Source organism: Bradyrhizobium sp. AZCC 1588, assembly GCF_036924735.1.
Classification (GTDB): Bacteria; Pseudomonadota; Alphaproteobacteria; order Rhizobiales; family Xanthobacteraceae; genus Bradyrhizobium.
This window is the reverse complement of record NZ_JAZHSC010000001.1, coordinates 1,749,750-1,769,352: the sequence shown is the minus strand read 5'-3', so window position 1 is coordinate 1,769,352 and position 19,603 is coordinate 1,749,750. Positions and strand designations below refer to the sequence as shown.

Sequence of the window (19,603 nt, the reverse complement as noted above, 5' to 3'; positions counted from 1 at the left end):
CCTCAGCGCCTCGCTTGCGGCCGCGCGCCGCCCTGCGCCTTGATGGCCCGCAAGACTTTTTCGGGCGTGATCGGCAATTCATCCATCCGCACGCCGACCGCGTTGAAGATGGCGTTGGCGACCGCGGGCAGCACCGGGTTTGCGCACATCTCGCCGGGGCCCTTGGCGCCGAACGGGCCGTCGGCCGCAGGGCGTTCCAGCACCGCGATATCGTGCGGGCAGATGTCGCCGGGGCCGGGCATCAGATACTCGACAAAATCGCGCGGGCCATGCGCCGGGTCGGGATAATAGGGCTCGGGTGTTTCAAAGAGCGCGTGGCTGATTCCCATCCATGCGCCGCCAACGAGCTGCTGCTCCACCAGCCGCGGATTGAGCGCGCGGCCGAGCTCATACGCGCTGTCCATGCGCACCATCGCGATCTCGCCGGTCTCGTCATCGACCTCTACCTCGGCGACCAGGCAGGCGTGCGCATAGCAAGTCGCAGGTGACATCTCGCCGGTCTCGGGATTCACTTCGGACAGCGGCACCAGAAAGATGCCGCGGCCCGATATCGTCTTGCCTTGCTTGAACTGCGCGGCGATCGCGACGTCCTTGGTGGAGATCGAGCGGTGCGGCGCGCCCTTGACGTGGATGTTGCCACGCCCGTCGGTCTCGAGATCGGCGGCATTGACCTCCAGTTCCTCCGCAGCGGCTTCCATCATGACGCCGCGTGCCTCTTTCGCCGCCGCCATCACCGCGTTGCCGACACGATGCGTGCCACGCGAGGCGAACGAGCCCATGCAGTGCGGTCCGGTGTCGGAATCGGCGGTATCGACATAGACGTCCTCGACCGGCACGCCTAGCGTCTCCGCGCAGATCTGCCGCGTCACCGACTTCATGCCCTGGCCGAGGTCGATCGACGACAGCGATACCGTGAACTTGCCGCTGGGATTGGAGTGCACCAGCGCCTGGCTGGGGTCGCCGCCAAGGTTCATGCCGATCGGATAGTTGATCGAGGCGATGCCGCGTCCGCGATGCTTTGCCATGGTCAGCGTCTCCTGGTGCCGAAGACGGAAGAGAAGCGGGTGGCGCCGTGCGACGGCGACGGAGCAGGCGGCCTCGGAGGCGGGGCAGGCGGCGTCGGCGCGGGCGGCGGTGGCTGGATTGATGCAGGGGGCGCGCGATCGTAGGTGGTTCGCTGCTGCGAGACGGCCGCGCGTTGCGGAGCAGGTTCAAGCGGCGTCGGCGATATCGCCGCCCGGCTGCCGCCGCCGTCCTTGCGCGAGGACATGCGCTTCACTTCCTCGCGCAGCGGCCACTTGGCCTTTTCGGCGGCGACCTGCACGCATTCGATCAGCGCGGTGTTCTTGGCCTCGCGCCGGTGCGCCTTCATGTCGCCGTCGCGATAGGCATTGAGGATGCGGAACTCCATCGGGTCGATGCCGACGAGATGCGCGAGCTTGTCCATCTGGCATTCGAGCGCAAAATCCATTGCCGTGACGCCGAACCCGCGCATCGCCGTCGCCGGCGTCCGGTTGGTGAATACGCAATACACGTCGCCATGCACGTTCGGGATCGTGTAGGGGCCGGGCAGGTGAGCCACGCATTTGACGACGGCGTAGCTTGAAAGCCTTGTATAGGCGCCGCTATCGAAATAGGCGCGGATCTTGCGCGCGACGATGTGGCCGTCGCGCATGATGCCATCCTTGATGTAGATCCGCTCGGCGCCGCGCGGCGAGCCGAACTGCATCTCTTCCTCGCGGCCGAGCTGATAGCGCACGGGACGTCCGGTCAGCATCGCGCCGAGAATGGCGAGCGGCTCGGTGAGCGTATCTACCTTGCCGCCAAAGCCGCCGCCGACGGTGCCGCCGATGAAATGAAAAGTGTTGGAGGGCACGTCGAGGATTTTGGCGCAGGTATCGAGCGAGAAGAACAGCGCCTGCGTCGAGGTGTAGACCACATAGCGGCCGTTGGTATCGGGGGCTGCGATCGAGCCGTTGGTCTCGGTCGGCGCGTGCTCGATCGGCGACATCTGATAGCGCTGCTCGAGTACATGGTCGGCCTCGGCGAAGCCGCGCTCGACATCGCCGAAGCGCAGCTTCTGGTGATCGTAGACGTCGTGATAGATGAAGGTGTTTTTTGGATAGACCTCGTTGACGACGGGCGCGCCTGGTTTCAGGGCTTCCTCGACGTCGAACACCGCAGGCAGCGGCTCGTAGTCGACGCGCACTTTCGCCATCGCCTCGCAGGCTTCACGCGGGCTGTCGGCGACAATGGCGACGATCGGCTCGCCCTTGTAGCGCACCTTGTCGACCGCGAGCGACGGCTCGTCGTCCTTGCCGAAATTGATCAGACTGAGCAGGGTATTGAGATTACGCGGCACGTCCGCCCCGCGAATGATGCGCCGCACGCCGGGCGAGCGTTCCGCTTCCATCGTGTCGATGCGGCGCAGACGGGCGTGAGCATGCGGGCTGCGCAACACCTTGAGGTGCAGCATGCCCTGCAGCTTGTGGTCGTCGAAATAGGTCGAGGTGCCCGTGACATGGCCGAGCATGTCCTGGCGCTGCGTGCCCTTTCCGATCTCTTTCAGGTTGTCGTCGCGCTCGTCGGCGAAGATGTCCTTGCGCAGTTCCAGCATGGCGGTGTCCTTTAGGCGCGGGCCCGTCCGCCAGAGGCGGCGGCGAGGACGGCATTGATGATCGGCTCGTAGCCGGTGCAGCGGCAGATGTTGCCGGAGATCGCCTCGATGACCTCGGCGCGGCTTGGCGACGGATTGCGATCGAGCAGCGCCTTGGCGGCCATCAGCATGCCCGGCGTGCAGTAGCCGCACTGTGCCGCGAATTGCTCCATGAAGGCGCGCTGCAGCGGATGCAGATTGGGACCGTCCTTGAGCCCGTCGAGCGTTTCGACGGCACGGCCGTTCACGGTTTCCGCCAGCGTCAAGCAGGAGAGATGCAGTTCGCCGTCGATCAGCACGCTGCAGGCGCCGCAGCCGCCCTGGCCGCAGCCGAACTTTGGCGTCATGTCGCCGATCAGCTCGCGGAGCGCGACCAGCAGATTGACGCCGCCGTCGACGAATAGTGCGACGTCGCGGCCATTGTGACGAAATTGCAGGGCGGTCTTGGTCATGAAGGCTTACTCCAGGCCGGACAACAGGCGGCGAAGATGAACGCCGACGATCTCGCGGCGATACCAGGCGCTGCCAAGGGCATTATCTGTGGGTGACACACCTTCGGCGGCTACCGCCGCAGCAGCGTTGATCGCCGTATCGTCAAGCGCGCGGCCCTCCAGCGCCCGCTCGGCGGCCCTGGCGCGAATTTGCGTTGCGGCCATCGAGCCGAGCGCGATGCGCGCACCTGAAATGCGGCCGCCGCTCGAAGGCAGATGCGCCGCCAGCGTAATCACCGAGCCGCCTTTCGGCTTGATGCGGGCGATCTTGCGATAGCGGAAGGCGTCGGCACTTGCAGGCCGCTGACACGCGACCGCCAGCACCAGCGCGCCGCTCTGCCGTTCGCGGGATTGCAGGAACTCCTCGATTCCCATGTCGCGGGCGCCAAGGCCGCCCTGGACGGAAACGGTGGCGTCGAGTGCCAGCAGCGCGACGGTGAAGTCGCCGTACGGGCTGGGCGCGAACAGATTGCCGCCCACCGTACCCATGTTGCGTACGGCCGGCCCGCCGATCGAGCGCGCCGGCGCATGCAGAAAGGCGAGTTCGCGCTCGGCCAGAATTCTCGCAAAGGTGACGCCGGCGCCGATCGTCACGCGCGAGCTTGCGACATCGATGCGGGTCAGCGCCAGGTCGGTCGCGCGCACGACCGTGGAGATCGAGACATCGCCCTCGTTGAGGGCGCGCATGACGAGCGTGCCGCCGCCGAGATAGCGCGCGCTGCGGTCGGACGACAGTGCTGACGCCGCCTCGCCAAAGTTCGCGAATGTCTTCACCGTGACGGGCATGGCTTCGCCTCTGCTTTCATGCGGCCTCCCTTCAGGTGCCGGCGAATGGCGTCGAAGCCGGCTTGATAGATCTGTTCCGCGACCATCTGCGTCAGCCGCTCGGCATCGGCAGGCCGCGTGGTGAACCTGGATTCCCAATGCCAAAACGTGCGGTCGCCGTCGGTGACCGGAAGCAGGCGGACATGGGCGACATAGTTGAACATCGGGATCGGCGTATCGAGCAGGCAATAGCTGAAGGTCTGTTCGAGGTCGGACAGGGCGAGCAACTGTTCGCGCAGCTCCGAGCCGTCCTGCAGCTTGAAGCGGCGCACGCAGCCGATCTTGTCGGCGACCTGTGCGCGCTCGATCGTGCTAGTGGCGATCTCAGGATGCCAGCGGTCGTGGCCGTTGAAATCGCGCAGCACATTCCAGACCGCTGACGTCGGCGCGTCGAGGATCGTGCTTTTGACGATATGCGGCACGCTAGCCTCCGAAAGCGCGCTTGAGCGCGTCGAATCCGCCCTGGAACACGCCGGCTCCGATGTTGCTGACGAGCTCGTTCTCACGCTCGGGCGCGCAGTCGAATTCGGCGGTCCATTCCAGAAAAGTCTGGTCGCCGTCGGTCACCGGCGTCAGCCGCAGCGTTGCGACGTAGTTCTCCACTCCCATCGGCGACTCCAGGATCGAGTAGGTGCAGAACATGTCGTAGTCGGACAGCCCGAGCAGTTTCTCGCGGATGCGATCGCCGTTGCGCAGGCGAAAGTCGCGTACGCATCCGATCTTGTCGGCGGGCTCGCCGCCCTCGATGCGGCTCTCCGCAATCGCAGGATGCCAGTTGGGAAGGCCGTTGAAGTCGCGCACGCGCGCCCAGACGCGGTCGTTGCGGGCGTTGACGACGGTAGAGACGTAGACCCGGGCCATGACGTGCTATCAACCTTTCTTGCGCGGCCCGCGCTCGGCAGGCGGCTCGCCTGGAGCCGGGGCAGCAGGAGGCGCGTCGGGCTTGCCCGGACTGCTCCTGCGTGACGTTGCCTCCTTGATGCCCTGCATGTCGCGCGCTTCGCGAATGAGGCCGGGCATCCTGGCGAGACTTCCGCCCTCGACCCCGATGTCGGAAAGGATCGAGTCGATCAGCGGCGCCTGTACCCGGTAGCGTAGCGCCGAGTCGATCACCTCGTCGGTGGCGCTGCGGCCGCCATTGCCGCCGCCACCGCCGTTGAGCCCGTCCACCTGAAGGATGCGGATGCCCTCGATCTTCTCCATCGGCTTGACGCTCTCGCGCACGATGCCCTCAATACGGTCGAGCAGCTTGCGGCGGAACAGCGAGTAGCGCGCCTGGTCGGTAAGCACGTTCTCGGCTTCGTTCAGGAGCCGCTGCGCCTCGGCCTCTACCGCGGCGCGTACGCGCTCGGCTTCGGCGGCGATCCTTGTCTCCTCGGCTCGCTTCTCCGCCAGCAGCACCTCGATGGTCTTCTGGCGCCTGGCGACCTCGCTGTCGCGGGCGGTGACGACGCGCTCGGCCGCCTCGGTCGCCCCCGCGCGCGCATCCTCGGCTGCCACCTTGGCGGCGGATTCTTCCAGTGATTTCTGATAGAGGGCGATCGCCTTTTCCATCAGCGCCGTTTCGACTTCCTTCTCGCGATTGACTTCCAGCTTGCGCAGGTCGCGCTCGCGGCCGATACGGGCCTCGTCGAGGCCGCGGTCGGAGGCGATGCGCGCCCGCTCGACTTCCTCGCGGGAAGCGATCTCGGCTTCCTGCAGCGCCTGGACACGGCCGACTTCAAGCTGCTCGATCGCGCGCCGGCGTGCCAGCCGGGCGGCCTCCAGCGCCTGTTCACGCGAGACGTCTGTCGTCTCGACTTCCTTGCGCGCGTTGATCTCGGCCTGCTTGACCTGGCGATCGGCGTCGATGCGCTCGGAGCGCTTGGCGGCGAGCGCAATCACGCGCTCCTCGTCGGCGATCTCGACCGCCTTCTTCTGATCGATATTGAGCACCTCTCGGGTCTTCGACGAGGCGATACGTTCGGCTTCGAGCGCCAGCTCGACCTCGACGCGGCGCCGCTCAATGGCGTCACGCCGCTTGAGTTCGGCGGCTTCGATGGCTTCGGTACGCTCGATCTCGAGTCCCCTTGTTTCTCGTTCGGCCCGAATACGCTGCGCGGCAACGACCTTCTCCTGGGAGATGCGGGCGGCCTCGATCGCTTCGCGCGAGGCGATATCGGCCTCCTCGACGGCGCGGTTGCGCGCTATTTCGAGCGAGCGAACGCGCTCCTCCTGCGCGATGCGGGAGGCTTCCGTTGCCTCGCGCGCGGAAATGCCGGCGACTTCCAGCGCCTGGTTGCGCTCGATTTCGAGCTTGCGCGTGGCGTGCTCGGAGCTGATCCGCTCGGCGGCCAGGGTACGCTCGCGGGCGATCCGCGCCGCTTCCACGGCTTTCTGCGCCTCGATCTCCGCTTCCTGGATTGTTCGAACCTGCGCAATCTCCAGCGCGCGGGTGCGTTCGTCGGACGCAATGCGTTCGACGTTGACGATCGTGGTCTGGGCGATGCGAGCCTTCTCGGTCGCCTCGCGCGCCGCGATCTCGGCTTCTTCGACCGCGCGGGTGCGCTCGATCTCGCGCCTTCGGGTTTCTTCCTCATTGGCGATCCGCGCGTCGGTGACGGCGCGGTCCTGCTGGATGCGCGCCTTCTCGATCGCTTCGCGTGCCGTGATCTCGGCTTCCTCGACGGTCCGCGTACGCTCGATGTCGCGCTGCCGTACCTCGCGCTCCGAGGCAATACGGGCGGTATCGACCGCGCGCTGATTGGCGATCTTGGCCTTTTCGATCTCCTCGCGCGCCAGCAGCTCCTTTTCCTCGACGGCGCGCGTGCGCTCGATCTCGCGGTGCCTTGTTTCGCGCTCGGAGGCGATCCGCGCTTCGGCGATGGCGAGCTCATTGGCGATGCGCGCCTTCTCGATCGCTTCGCGGGCGGCGATCTGCGCCTGCTCGGCTTCGGTCTCGCGCAACGCGCGTTCGCGCGCCACTTCGGTGCGCTGCAGCGCCCGGCGCATCTCGATGTCGCGTTCCTGTTCGAGGCGGGCGGTCTCGCTCTCGCGCTCGATCTCCAATGCCTGCCGCTCGGCATCGAGGTTGCGGGCGCGGATCTTGATCATCGAATCCTGCTCGATGTCGTTGCGCAGCTTGCGCTTGGCTTCGATGTCCTCCATCAGCCGGGTGAGGCCCTCGGCATCGAACCGGTTCGACGGATTGAAATATTCGAGGTCCGTCTGGTCGAGGTCGGTGATGGCAACGGACTCCAATTCAAGTCCGTTCTGGGCCAGCGCTTCGGCAGCGGCGGCCTTGACGCGGGCGACATACTCGCCGCGCTGCTCGTGCATTTGCTCCATAGTCATTTCGGCGGCCACCGACCGGATCGCGGAGACGAACTTGCCGGAAAGCAGGGCGTGCAACTGCTCCGGCTCGAGCGTGCGCCGTCCGAGCGTGGCGGCGGCGATCGCGACCGCTTCGCGGGTCGGCTGCACGCGCACGTAAAAATCGGCCTCGATGTCGATACGCATGCGGTCGCGGGTAATGACAGCGTCATGCTTGGCCCGCACGATGCCCATCGGCAGCACGTTCATGTTGACGGGCGTGTAGTCGTGAATGAACGGCAGCACGAAGGCGCCGCCATTGATTACCACGCGCTCGCCCAAGAGACCGGTGCGAACGAAGGACACTTCCTTCGACGATCGGTGGTAAAGCCAGTTCACGACATAGACGACCACGGCGATCACGACGATCGCGACAATCAGCCAGAGGATCAATTCGCCAACCAGAGTCCCCGACATCTCTTCCTCCCTTTGGTCTCGGCGTTACCGCGCGCCGATCGCCTTGAATTTGCGAACCTGTTCCGTGAGCGCCCGCTCCACCGGCAGGCGCTCCATCGAGGAGGCGCCATAGAAGCCGTGGCACTTGCGCGTGTGCTTCATGATGAAATCGGCGTCGGCGGGCTCGGCGATCGGGCCGCCATGGGCCAGGACCAAAATGTCCGGATTGACGCTGAGCGCGGCTGCCGCCCAGGTGTCGATCTGTTCCGGACAGTCTTCGAGCTTCGGCGCAGTGTGCGCGCCGATCGCGCCGCCGGTGGTGAGGCCGAGGTGGCAAACGATGATGTCGGCGCCCGCGATCGCCATTGCCGCGGCTTCGCTCTCGCTGAACACATAGGGCGTCGTCAGCATATCCTTGTCGCGCGCCTTGGCGATCATGTCGATCTCCAGCGCATAGGACATTCCGGTTTCCTCGAGATTGGCGCGGAATACGCCGTCGATCAGGCCGACGGTCGGAAAATTCTGCACGCCGGCAAAGCCCAGCGCCTTCAGCTGATCGAGAAAACTGTCCATGTCGCGGAACGGGTCGGTGCCGTTGACGCCCGCCAATACCGGCGTCCGGGTGACGACGGGGAGCACTTCGCCGGCCATCTCCAGCACGATCGCGTTGGCGTCGCCATAGGGCATCAGCCCGGCGAGGGAGCCGCGGCCGGCCATGCGGTAGCGGCCGGAATTGTAGATCACGATCAGGTCGACGCCGCCAGCTTCCTCGCATTTGGCCGATAGGCCAGTGCCCGCGCCGCCGCCGACGATCGGCTCGCCCTTGGCAGCCATGTTGCGAAACTTCTTCAGGATGGCTGAACGTTCGAACTTCGCCATGGTCACCTCGCGACTTTCCGACGTGTCCCCGGGCGTCCGACCAGAGGACGGAGCGCGTTGACGATGGCGGATGCAAATTCGGGTTCGTTGATGTGGCGCCTGATGCGGATGAGTTGGCGGTTGCCGGTCTGGCGCACGCTGCGTTCCAGCGCTGTAAACAGCGCCGCGTCGGCTTCCGGATCCCAGAACGGCTCGCTAGGGGCGTCGAGCGCCGAGACGCCGCCTTCCGGCAGGAAGAAGCGCACCGGCCCGTCCATCCGGTTGAGTTTTTCGCCGATCCAGCGGCCGATGCGGTCGTTCTCTTCCGGCGTGGTACGCATCAAGGTCACCTGCGGATTGTGAACGTGGAATTTGCGCTGGCGGTAGCGTTCGGGAACGCTGTCGGGCGCACCGAAATTGACCATGTCGAGCGCACCGACAGAGCCGATGAAGGGCACGCGGCTGCGGATGATCGCGCCGAAGCGCTCCTCGGTGGCGGGGAATACGCCACCCATCAGGAGATCGCAGACTTCCGTCGTCGTGAGATCGACGACGGCCGCGAGCATTCCGGAATCGACCAGCTTCTCCATCGAACGGCCGCCGACGCCGGTGGCGTGGAAGACGAGGCATTCGAAATCGCTGCGCAGATCGGCCGCGATCTTCTGCACGGCCGGTGTCGTCACGCCGAACATGGTGATGCCGACAGCGGGCAACGCAACCCGTGCGTTATGCTCGGCCGCGCTTTGATTTTCGAGACGCGCCTTCACCATGCCGGCGATGGCGTTGGCGCCGTTCGCGAGCACGGCACGCGAGATCGAATTAAGCCCCTGCACGTCGGTGACCGAATACATCATCGTGATATCGGCAGGTCCGACATAAGGGCCGACGTTCCCCGATGCGACGGATGAGATGATGAGTTTCGGCACGCCGACGGGAAGGCCGCGCATGCCCGGCGCGACCAGCGAGGCGCCGCCGGAGCCGCCCGCTGAAATAATGCCTGCGACATTGCCCTGACGGCGCAGCCAATTGGCGAACGCATCGGCCATCGCGGTCACCGACGCGCCGCGATCGGACCCGAACACGCTCGACCCGCCGCGCCCATGGTTGAGCGCAATTTCCTGGGCGGAGACGTCGCAGGTGGAAAGCTTGCCGCTGGTGGAGACGTCGACCAGGCGCGTCCGCAAACCGTGACCGGCGATCACGTCGCGGATGAAGCGCAGCTCCTCGCCCTTGGTATCGAGGGTGCCGACGATCAGCACGACCGGTGGTCCGGACGCGGTTTGAACGACGGCACCGGCTTGGCGTTTCTGCCGTGCGGCGTCTTCAATCCGGGTGAGGCCCGTCGAAAGCGTGCGCGCGGCTGCCTCGATGCGCGCAATCGGTGCCGGCTGCGACCAGCGCGTCGGCAGCGTGGGATTGGAGATATAGATCCGGATTGGCGCCGTGCTCGGGGCGCGCGGCGGCGAGGGACGCGCCTTCTCCGCGCTCGCATCGGTAGCTTCGATGTCCGCTTCCGGCTCGGCATGGACTCCAACGACTCCAACGCCGAGCAGCCGTTGTTGCAATTCGCGGTCGGCGGCAAGGCGCGCGGAGTCGATGATGCGATTGATGCGGCCATTGACCATGATCGCGACGTTCTTCGAAATCGCCGTGGCGACGCCGATATTTTGCTCGATCACCAGCACCGACATCTCGCCGTCTTCGGCAAGCCGCACCAGCATTTCCTCGACCTGGGCGACGATGACAGGCGCAAGGCCTTCGGTCGGCTCGTCCATGATGAGCAGATGTGGATTGGTCAGAAGCGCGCGCGAGATCGCCAGCATCTGCTGTTCGCCGCCCGAGAGCTGGCCGCCACCATGATCCCTACGTTCGGCAAGGCGGGGAAACGTCTGGTAGATGCGATCGATGGTCCAGACGCCGCGCCGCATCCCGGCCGCCAGCCGCAGATGTTCGTCCACGCTGAGCGAGCGCCACAGCCGTCGCCCTTGCGGAACGTAGCCGACACCTGCTTGCGCGATCCGCGCCGGGCTGAGGCGGGTGATGTCCTCGCCGCGGACGCGAACCGAACCACCGCTCGCCCGCAGCAAGCCCATGATGGTCTTGCACAGCGTGGTCTTGCCCATGCCGTTGCGGCCGACCACCGAGAACACGCCGGAATCCAGCGTCAGCTCGACGCCCTGCAGCGCATGGGAATGGCCGTAGTAAACGTCGAGGCCCCGGACTTCGAGGGCAGGCGCTGAACGGCGGACCTCACTCATGGCCTGCTGCCCCCAGATAGAGTTCCTGCACCTCCGGGTCGGCTTCGATCTCGTGCGGCAGGCCTTCCTTGAAGACACGGCCGTTGTGCATCATCGTGACGCTTTCGACGACGCGAAGCGCGACATCCATGTCGTGCTCGATGATGATGTAGCCGATGTGGGCGGGCAGCGACGTCAGGATATCGATCAGTTCGCGCCGCTCGGTGGGGGAGAGGCCCGCGGCCGGTTCGTCGAACAGGATGAAGCGCGGCGCACCAGCGAGCGCGAGCGCGATCTCGAGCTGGCGCTGCTGGCCATGCGCGAGCTCCGCGACCCGCTGCTCCCTGACCGATGCCAGGTGCACCGCCTGGATCAGCGCCTCTGTCGCATGCATGAGGGCATCGTTCGCGCCCGGGCGCAGCGGCGAGAAACGCCCGCGAGAAACGCCACGGCAGGCGAGGTAGACGTTGTCCCTCACCGTAAGGCCGGGGAACAGTGCCGAAATCTGGTAGGTGCGGCGCAAGCCGCGCCTGATACGCTCATAGGGCGGGAAGTGGGTAATGTCCTCGCCGAAGAAGCGAATGGTGCCCGAGGACGGCGGAAAGTCGCCGGTCACGCAATTGAACAGCGTGGTTTTGCCGGCGCCGTTGGAGCCGAGCACAGCGCGGCGTTCGCCCGGGCGAACGGTGATGGTGACGTCGGTCAGCGCCGCGAGCGCGCCGAACAGCCGCGTCACGCCGCGCAGCTCCAGCGCGGCCCCGGCGCCGACAGCCGAAAAGCGTGGCGCGGCGCTATCCATGGCCGTGGCCTCCGCCCGCGCGTTTGTCCGGAGCGGCCGTGCGGCTTCGCCAGCGCTCCCAGAGCCCGATCACGCCATCCGACGACCAGAACACGATGGCGAGGAAGCCGAGGCCGATCAGCAGCCGGAAGCGGTTGCCGTCGAGGCCGAACTTGACCAATAGATCGAGCGCGAAGGTACGCAGGATGACGAAGATGAAGGCACCGATGAAGGGCCCGATGGGGCGGGTGATGCCGCCGACCACGGCGATGATCAGGATGTCGATGCAGGCGCCGACGCTGACCGAGCCGGGCGAAATCTGCCGGTAGTTCCAGACCTGCAGGACGCCGCCGAGTGCGGCGATGAAGGCTGCGAAGGCGTAGGCTGCCACGCGGTGCGCGTTGACATTAAAGCCGAGGGCGGCCATGCGGCGCGGATTGTCGCGCACGCCCTGCAGAGCGAGGCCGAAAGGCGCGCGCGAGACATATTGAACGGCGAAGTAGCAAAACCCCGCGACGCCCAGCGTGATGTAATAGAAGGGAATATCGGAGCGCCAGTCGATGCCCCAGAAGCGCGGCGTGGCAATGGTATTGATGCCGGTGTGGCCGCCGAAGATCGCCCAGTTCTGGTTGGTGAAATAGTAGAAGGCCGCGCCGATCGCGAGCGTGATCATGATGGTGTAGATGCCCTCGGTGCGCACCGCGAGCGCGCCACCGAGCGTGCCGAACGCAGTGGCCAGAATAAGCGCCATCGGTGTTGCGAGCCACCACGGCCAGCCGAGGCTGATATTGGTGTTGGCACTCATGCCGAACACCGCGACCATGTAGGCGGCAAAGCCGGCGACGGTGAGCTGCATCAGGCTGACCATGCCGCCATAGCCCGCCAGGAACATCAGGCTGAGCGCGACGGTTCCGAGGATCAGCGTCGTGGCAAAGATCTCGATCAGGAAGAAGCCGTTGGCGATGAACGGCATGATCAAGAGGATCACGGCCACCAGCCAGACAGCCGGCTTGTTGAATTCCGGCCATGCCAACAACGCCGCGCGCACTCTTGCCGGCTGACTGGTCTGAGGATGAGCGCCCTGGAGTAGCGACATGTCAGCGCCTCGCAAGGAGGCCCTGCGGCCGCAGCGCCAGCACCAGCACCATGATGAGGAAGGTCACGACGATTGCATAAGTCGGGATGTAGACGGAGCCGAGCTGCTCGGCGAGGCCGATGATGACGGCGCCCAGCGCCGCGCCCGGGATCGATCCCATGCCGCCGACAATGACGACGACGAGGGAAGCGAGCAGAAAACGGGTATCCTCGCCAGGCGAAAGCGACTGAAAGGTTCCGCCGACGACGCCCGCGATGCCGGCAAGGCCGGCGCCAAGCGCGAACACGGCAACGAAGACGAGCTGGATCGGCACGCCGGTCGCCGCAAGCATGTCGCGGTCATCGACGCCGGCGCGCACCATCATGCCGACGCGGGTTCGGTTGAGCGCCAGCCACATCGCGATGCCGATCACGATCGCCGCGACCAGGATCACGAGCCGCACCAGCGGATAACGCAAATAGACCGCCTCACCCGACGATCTGACCGCGGTGACCAGCGGCAATTCGATCGGGCCGACCAGCCAGCTCGGCGTCTGGATCTGATAGAAGTCACCACCGAAGGCCCACAGCATCAGATCGGCAAACACGATTGAGAGTCCGATCGTGACCATGGTCTGGCGCAGATCCTGCCCTTCCATGCGGCGAAAGACGACGATCTGCAGGACGATGCCGACCAGCGCCACACCGAGAAATGCGATGATGAAGCCGAGGATCCAGGAACCGGTCCAGGCGCTTATGGCGTAACCGATGTAGCCGCCGAACAGATAAAGCGAGCCATGCGCCAGATTGACGTTGCGCATCAGGCCGAAGATGAGCGTGAAGCCGCTGGCCACCAGGAAGTAAAGGCTGCCGAGCGTGATGCCGTTGAACAGGGCGTTGAGAAAGACCCGCTTCCTGCCGATCGCCTCTTCGAGGCCGGGCGGCCAGACGGCAAGGATCAGCCACAACAGCACCGCGACCGCGATCAGCAGGATCAGCGCCCATGCCGGATGGCGTTCGATGAATCGTGTCACGGTAGCAGCCCGGCCGTCGCCATACCGTCCTCCCAGACGCCGCGGCCGTTTCGGCTCGCGTTTTGGGCATCCTAACGGCGCCGCGGACCTTGCACTTGATTGTCAGTATCTTTTCGCACCAGGTGCACTCAAGGGCGCAAGACTTTGGCGGCGCGACGGTATTCAGTCGGCGCCATCCCGACATTGGCCGCGAAGAAGCGGGTGAAACCGCTCTGGGAGGAGAAGCCGAGATCGAAGCCGATATCGGCGATCGGCACTTCGGTCGCGACCAGGGCGTCCAGCGCCTGTTCCATGATCAACGTATTGAGATAGAGGTTCGGCGTGACGCCGGTCTGGGTGCGGAACAGCCGGTAGAAGTGCGGGCGCGATAGCCCGGAGGCCCGCGCGATCGAATCCAGTTCGATCTCGGCGCCCGGGCTTTCGGACATCAACTTGATGGATTTGCGGACGCGAAAGTCGGTGACGGCGGTGGCGGTGCGCGTCTCCTGCACCGGGTCGGACGTCTGCCAGCTTTCGTCATAACAACTGTCGATCAACTGCCTGAGCTCGCAGTCGAGGCTGCTCAGCGAAGGTGCGCCGCACACCAGCGCGGCAGAGCGGCGAATATGCCTGTCGAGCGTGGCCGTGCGCTTGAAGCAGGTGCGGCCGAACCGCAGGCTGTGGGCGCGGGCCGCGTCGGGGGCGAACCATTCGGCGTTGACGTAAAGGACGAAGAAGATCGCCCCGTTCTCCATGTCTGTCGGGACAAAGTTGTGCGGTTCCCAGGGGTTGACGGCAACAATGGAGTCTTCCGCAAGCAGCCATCGCTCATCGCACACATCAATGCGTGCTGGCGTTCCACCGACATGAAAAATCAGGTGCCCTTCGCGATGCGCGTGCATGTTGAAGGGGCGGTTCAACTGATAGACCGTCGCGCGACCGAACCGGCCGTGGAAGACGGCGAGAGCCTTGCTCATGCCTTCCCTCCCGCGGGATGTTCTTGTCTTTTCAACCAGCGTTCAACATCCGCCGCGAGAATGCAAGGGAAGATCAAGGGAAGATCACGTCCAGCCCGGGCCCCGGCGTAACCGGGGCCCGTTCGCAAATGCGAAGAGGTCAGTACTTCTTGCACTCCGGAACCGTCCGGCTCGGCAGCCCGATCTTGGAGAACACTGCCGGGTCGTAGCCGAGCGTCTGGTTCACGTTCGGAATGACCTTCACGACCTTGCTGAAGAGGGCTCCTTTGCCGTCATCCACCACTTCGGTGACGAAGTTGGTTCCGATCGCCTGGCGGTTGGAGTCGAGCTTGATCTTGCCGTTGGGTGCGTCGAGTTCGATCTTGGCGAGGGCTTCCTTGAGCTTGGCCTGGTTGTTGCTGAGGTCGCCATTGACCTGACGCAGCGCCAGGATCAGCGCCATCGTCGAGTTGTAGTAGTTGGTGGCGAGCAGTGACGGGCTCGGGAACCGCTTGTTCGGCGGGAAGGCGTCCTGATAAGCCTTCACGAATTTCTGCCAGCCCGCATCCTCCCAGGTATCGGCCTGGCCGCTCGCGGCGATGGTGCCGAGCAGCGCATTCTTGGCGTTACCCTTGGCGGAGAGGATGGTCTGGTCGACCATGATCGAGCCGCCCATCAGATGCGCCTTGCCGCCAGCCTGCTGATATTGGTTCAGGAAATTGACGGCATCCGCGCCGCCCAGGCCGAGATAGATCGCGTCGACATCGTCGGGCAGGGCGGCGATGACGGAGGCAAAGTCCTTGGTGCCGAGCGGCACCCATTGCCGGTTGGTGACCTGTCCGCCGGCGCCGCAGAACTCGAGCACCAGCCCGAACACCTGCGTGTAGATGAACGAATAGTCTTCGCCCACCGTTGCGATCTTTCGGTAACCCTTGGTGTCGTAAGCGTATTTGCCGAGGCCTACCTGCCACTGGGCGCCATCCATGTTGTAGCGGAAGAAGTTCGGCGCCGGATCGACATAAGTGGTTTCCTGCGCGCCGGAAGCAGCATTCACAAAGGTCAATTCCGGTCGCGTCTTGGCAAAGTTCTTGACCGCAATGCCTTCGTCACCGGACAAGGGCGAAAGCAGGACATGGACCTTGTCCTGTTCGATCAGCTTGCGCACGGCACGGACGGCGGAGTCGGGCGTGGCATCCGTGGAGGCAATGATGAATTCGATTTCCTTGTCGCCGACCTTCTTGCCGAGCGTATTGATCGCCGTCTGGTGCCCGCGGATTCCGTCCTCGCCGAGCACCGTATAGGTGCCTTCGAGGGTCGCGGTGACGCCGACCTTGATCTTCTCTTGAGCTAAGGCGGCGCCGGAAAGCAACAGGCTGCTCAGCGCGACCAGTCCCGCACAGCTTCTAAACATCGAACCCCTCCCTTGTATCGCCAGTTTTTGTATAGGTCGTTCCGAAATCGTCATGCCCTTCACAGTGCATTGCGACCGGGACCGCCGGGCGAAAAACTAGCCGATGACTGGGGCGGCGCGCGCAGCTTCGCCTGCTGCAACTTGACCGGTAGTCTCATTTTGCATGCTGCGCCGCGACGAGATGCCGAGGCTGGCGAAGCCTAGCCTGTCCGCCCCCAGCCACGGAGCCAAAGCGCAGATGCGACGATGCCCCCGGAAACGATCGAGCCGGCGGCAACGGTAATGAAGAGCTCCCGCAATCCGCCGCCAAGATAGGCAACGACGAGCCAGCCAATTCCCGCCGCGACGAGCAGCCGGACGGTTCCCCCGAGAACCGGCCACATCACGCGGCCTGCGGCCTGGCCTGCGAAGTAGAGCAGCATTCCGAGACCCGCCACGCCGTAGAAGGGCGCTACGTTGCGGAAATAGATCGAACCGGCGGCCAGAACCTCGGGCTCCGTGCTAAACAGCGTCAGCCAGGCGTGTGGAAATATCGTCACGACGAGTCCGAGGAGTTCGGTGACACCGGCCGAAAAAAACGCGGCAACCCAGGCGATGCGCTCCGCCCTCTTGATCTGGCCCGCTCCAATGTTGACCCCGACCATCGTGAGCGCTGCGCTGCCAAGCGCGAAGAGCAGCGGAATCTGGATGTAATCGAGGCGCGACGCAATTCCGTAGCCTGCGATGGCGTCAGTGCCGAACAGCCCGACGGTGCCAGTGACCAGGACGACAGTCAAATTGGACTGAATGGTGCCGATGGCCGACAACCCGCCGACGCCAAGAATATCGCCAAGTTGCCGCCACTTGATGAGGCGCACGTCGAACGGCAGACGCAACGAGGCCCCAGCGGAGCGCATGTAAACGATCAACACGAGCGCACCAACGAGATGTTAGACGACGACGGCAACGCCGGCTCCCGCTACGCCGAGCCGCGGAAAGGGGCCCCAGCCGAAGATCAAGGCCGGCGAAAGCGGAAGCAGCACGAACACGCCCTGCAGAATGACGGCCGCCGGCGCGACGGTGTTGCCTGCGCCACGAAGAGCCGCCGCCAGAAGGCTCACGATCCAGACAAAGATCGCTCCGAAGAAGATAACGTGGCCATATTCGAGAGCTGCGCCGAGGGCTCCTGCCTGACCGCCGAGCAAGCGGTAGACAGCCTCGCCGAACAGCCATTCGGCGGCGGCAAAGATCACTCCGAAAGCAATTGCGAGAACGAGTGCGTTGAGCGCCAGCGCCTCGGCTTCCGCCACTTTGCCAGCGCCAATCGCGCGCGCGATTGCCGATGCGACACCACCACCGATGCCGCCGTTCGACATCATCTGCATCAGCATGAAGACCGGAAACACCAGGCTGACGCCCGCCAGCGCTTCCGTCCCGAGGAAGCTGACGAAATAGGTCTCCGCGACTCCTACCAGAGTTTGCACGACCATGACCACGAGCGTCGGCAGAGCGAGCGTCAGGAGCGTCGGCAACACGGGGCCCTCGAGCATCGACCGCTGCTTGACCCTTGCCGCTTCGTTTTCTTTCAGGCTGCCGGCCACGGCCACGGCCACCGGTCGCGGCAAGGACGGTTGTTGGGGCGTCAGGGTTGTCATCATCGGCTCGGCAGGGTTCGAATAAACTCGATCAGCGCGGTGCTGACCTCGTTCGGCCGCTCCTGCTGGGTCCAGTGGCCACAGCCGGGCAGCATCTGAATCTTGCGCAGGCCGGGAACGAAGTTCTTCTGGTTGGCGAGCAACTGGTCCGTTCCGGGAAACGAGAGCAGGAAGTCACGATCGCCCGCGATATAGAGCGCCGGTACAGACACTTGCATGCCGGCCACAGCACCGGTGATTTCCCAGTTGCGATCGACGTTGCGGTAGTAGTTGAGCGCGCCCCGGAAGCCGGTTCGCCTGAACTCCTCGCCATAAAAGTCGATGTCGCTTTCGCTGATCCAGGATGGCAGGATTTTGGGCGCGCCGGGTCCTTGTAGAAATCCGCCGCCCTTCGGCACCATGCTTAGGTTCGGCGCGGGACCGCCCGCAGCGACGGCCGCGCGGGCCGCGGCTACGCCGTCCCCGGACGCTCCGAACAGCATGTTGCGAATGGTCGCGCGCGGATCGCGCCCCAATTCCGCCTCGGCCGGTCCGGGCTCCATGAAATAGAGTTGATAGAATTGCGCCGTTTCCGTGCGCGGCATGAGACTGGTCGGCGCCACTTTGCCGCGCGGGCGGAACGGGACGCTGAGGGCTGCGACCGCCCGGAAGCGGTCGGGCCGCATCAGAGCTGCCTGCCAGGCAATGCTGGCACCCCAATCATGACCGGCGATGACGGCGGTCGCCGCGCCCAACGCATCAAGGATGCCCACCATGTCGCCTACGAGATGCAGGATCGTATATTGATCGATCGCCTGCGGCGCGTCGCTCTTGCCGTAACCACGCAGGTCCGGAGCGACGACACGGAAGCCGGCGGCGGCAAGCGCATCGATCTGATGCCGCCAGGAGAACCAGGATTCGGGAAAGCCGTGCACCAGCAGCACCACCGGTCCCTCGCCCTGTTCGGCAAGGTTGATGCGGATGCCGTTGCATTCGATGATCCGTTGCGTGGTCTTGCTCATGTTTCCATCCCGCCCCGAAGTTGATGCTGATGCGTTTGACGAGATCGCGCCTGGCGCAACTCGCAATGCGAGCGGTGCCAGTGCCGCCGCTAGTAGCTGACGTCTGTTCATGGACTTTCCTCAGGTTAAGCCGGCGTACTCGCAGCGGGTGGGTGAACGCCGCCGATCCTTTACCGTCACAACCAGTTTTGGTACTGTCTGGTACCCAATGAGCGATGTATGGTACCACAGGGTACCGAGTCAAGAGGGAAATGACATCGATGAGTCCGAAGATGAAGCCGCGCGAGGAAGAGACCGAAGGCGCCGCAGTTCGGAAGCGGATTCTCGGCGCGGCCCTTTCGGCATTCATGGAGGGCGGCTATGCGCAGACCAGCACGCTGGAGATTGCGACACGCGCACGCGTGTCGAAGCGCGAGCTTTATTCGTTGTTCGGCAACAAGGAAGCGATGCTGGTCGCCTGCATCACCGAGCGCGCCCGGCGTTTGAAAGCGCAGGCTGATCTGCCTGAGTTGCGCGACAGGGAAACCCTGGCCAACGTGCTTACTGCTTTTGGAACGAGGCTTTTGACGGAAACAACCGATCCGGTCGTCGTTGCTGTGTTCCGGCTGGCGATATCCGAGACAGTGCACGCGCCAAAGGTTGCACAAGCACTGGATTCGCTCGCTCGCCGGCCTACGCGTGATTCATTGCGAGAGATCATGGCAAACGCCAAGTCGGCCGGGCTGTGCGATGGCGATCCTGCCGCGATGGTCGAACAATTCTTGGGGCTGCTCTGGGGCGACCTGATGACCGGCCTGCTGCTTCAAGTGGCCGATCGCCCGAGTGCTGGCGAAATCGCGCGGCGGGCCCACGCGGCAACGACAGGGTTTCTAAACATCCATCCGAAGCCCAGGTAAAATCTCCTGTCTTCGCCGGCAGCGTC

The 19,603-nt window shown here is 64.7% G+C and carries 18 protein-coding genes; 1 reads left to right on the top strand and 17 read right to left on the bottom strand.

All coding sequences use genetic code 11. From position 1 onward, the window contains the following. Window positions 1–2 precede the first annotated feature (2 nt). The 17 genes from V1277_RS08190 to V1277_RS08110 all read right to left on the bottom strand — a co-directional run bounded on the left by V1277_RS08190 (window position 3) and on the right by V1277_RS08110 (window position 18,681). Window positions 3–1,025, bottom strand: coding sequence for a xanthine dehydrogenase family protein molybdopterin-binding subunit (locus V1277_RS08190; protein WP_213251374.1), 1,023 nt, complete (start codon window positions 1,023–1,025; stop codon window positions 3–5). A 2-nt stretch (window positions 1,026–1,027) separates the two neighbouring features. Then, the gene (locus V1277_RS08185) at window positions 1,028–2,617 is read right to left on the bottom strand and encodes a xanthine dehydrogenase family protein molybdopterin-binding subunit (RefSeq protein ID WP_334415745.1); all 1,590 of its coding nucleotides are present in this window, start codon (window positions 2,615–2,617) and stop codon (window positions 1,028–1,030) included. Window positions 2,618–2,628: 11 nt separating this feature from the next. Then, window positions 2,629–3,108 carry a (2Fe-2S)-binding protein gene (locus V1277_RS08180; protein ID WP_213289244.1) on the bottom strand — a complete coding sequence of 160 codons (480 nt, stop codon included), beginning with the start codon at window positions 3,106–3,108 and terminating at the stop codon, window positions 2,629–2,631. A 6-nt stretch (window positions 3,109–3,114) separates the two neighbouring features. Beyond that, the gene (locus tag V1277_RS08175) at window positions 3,115–3,933 is read right to left on the bottom strand and encodes an FAD binding domain-containing protein (protein WP_334415744.1); all 819 of its coding nucleotides are present in this window, start codon (window positions 3,931–3,933) and stop codon (window positions 3,115–3,117) included. Continuing rightward, window positions 3,918–4,394, bottom strand: a complete 477-nt coding sequence (locus V1277_RS08170; RefSeq protein ID WP_334415743.1) for an SRPBCC family protein — start codon at window positions 4,392–4,394, stop codon at window positions 3,918–3,920. Before V1277_RS08170 ends, V1277_RS08175 begins: the two co-directional genes overlap by 16 nt. 1 nt (window position 4,395) lies before the next feature. After that, on the bottom strand, window positions 4,396–4,833 hold the full coding sequence (locus V1277_RS08165; RefSeq protein ID WP_334373313.1) for an SRPBCC family protein: 438 nt from the start codon (window positions 4,831–4,833) through the stop codon (window positions 4,396–4,398). Between the two features lie 9 nt (window positions 4,834–4,842). Next, complete coding sequence (locus V1277_RS08160; RefSeq protein WP_334415742.1) at window positions 4,843–7,740, bottom strand: flotillin family protein; 2,898 nt, start codon at window positions 7,738–7,740, stop codon at window positions 4,843–4,845. A gap of 24 nt (window positions 7,741–7,764) precedes the next feature. Next, window positions 7,765–8,598, bottom strand: coding sequence for a phosphoenolpyruvate hydrolase family protein (locus V1277_RS08155; protein ID WP_028347174.1), 834 nt, complete (start codon window positions 8,596–8,598; stop codon window positions 7,765–7,767). A gap of 2 nt (window positions 8,599–8,600) precedes the next feature. Further along, window positions 8,601–10,835 carry an ABC transporter permease gene (locus V1277_RS08150; protein WP_334415741.1) on the bottom strand — a complete coding sequence of 745 codons (2,235 nt, stop codon included), beginning with the start codon at window positions 10,833–10,835 and terminating at the stop codon, window positions 8,601–8,603. Continuing rightward, complete coding sequence (locus V1277_RS08145) at window positions 10,828–11,613, bottom strand: ABC transporter ATP-binding protein (RefSeq protein ID WP_334415740.1); 786 nt, start codon at window positions 11,611–11,613, stop codon at window positions 10,828–10,830. Before V1277_RS08145 ends, V1277_RS08150 begins: the two co-directional genes overlap by 8 nt. Next, the gene (locus V1277_RS08140) at window positions 11,606–12,688 is read right to left on the bottom strand and encodes a branched-chain amino acid ABC transporter permease (protein WP_334415739.1); all 1,083 of its coding nucleotides are present in this window, start codon (window positions 12,686–12,688) and stop codon (window positions 11,606–11,608) included. The genes V1277_RS08145 and V1277_RS08140 overlap by 8 nt, the downstream gene beginning before the upstream one ends. A 1-nt stretch (window position 12,689) precedes the next feature. Next, entirely contained in the window at window positions 12,690–13,700 is a 1,011-nt protein-coding gene (locus V1277_RS08135) for a branched-chain amino acid ABC transporter permease (protein ID WP_334415738.1), read from the bottom strand. Window positions 13,701–13,828: 128 nt separating this feature from the next. Further along, window positions 13,829–14,656, bottom strand: coding sequence for an AraC family transcriptional regulator (locus tag V1277_RS08130; RefSeq protein WP_334415737.1), 828 nt, complete (start codon window positions 14,654–14,656; stop codon window positions 13,829–13,831). A 139-nt stretch (window positions 14,657–14,795) separates the two neighbouring features. Further along, window positions 14,796–16,046, bottom strand: coding sequence for an ABC transporter substrate-binding protein (locus V1277_RS08125; protein ID WP_334373327.1), 1,251 nt, complete (start codon window positions 16,044–16,046; stop codon window positions 14,796–14,798). A gap of 200 nt (window positions 16,047–16,246) precedes the next feature. Continuing rightward, complete coding sequence (locus V1277_RS08120; protein WP_334415736.1) at window positions 16,247–16,942, bottom strand: MATE family efflux transporter; 696 nt, start codon at window positions 16,940–16,942, stop codon at window positions 16,247–16,249. 33 nt (window positions 16,943–16,975) lie between these two features. Continuing rightward, the gene (locus V1277_RS08115; protein ID WP_334415735.1) at window positions 16,976–17,680 is read right to left on the bottom strand and encodes an MATE family efflux transporter; all 705 of its coding nucleotides are present in this window, start codon (window positions 17,678–17,680) and stop codon (window positions 16,976–16,978) included. Then, window positions 17,680–18,681, bottom strand: a complete 1,002-nt coding sequence (locus V1277_RS08110; protein WP_334415734.1) for an alpha/beta fold hydrolase — start codon at window positions 18,679–18,681, stop codon at window positions 17,680–17,682. Before V1277_RS08110 ends, V1277_RS08115 begins: the two co-directional genes overlap by 1 nt. A 215-nt stretch (window positions 18,682–18,896) precedes the next feature. Here V1277_RS08110 and V1277_RS08105 point away from each other — a divergent pair, with 215 nt between their 5' ends. Next, the gene (locus V1277_RS08105) at window positions 18,897–19,577 is read left to right on the top strand and encodes a TetR/AcrR family transcriptional regulator (RefSeq protein WP_334415733.1); all 681 of its coding nucleotides are present in this window, start codon (window positions 18,897–18,899) and stop codon (window positions 19,575–19,577) included. Window positions 19,578–19,603: the final 26 nt, after the last annotated feature.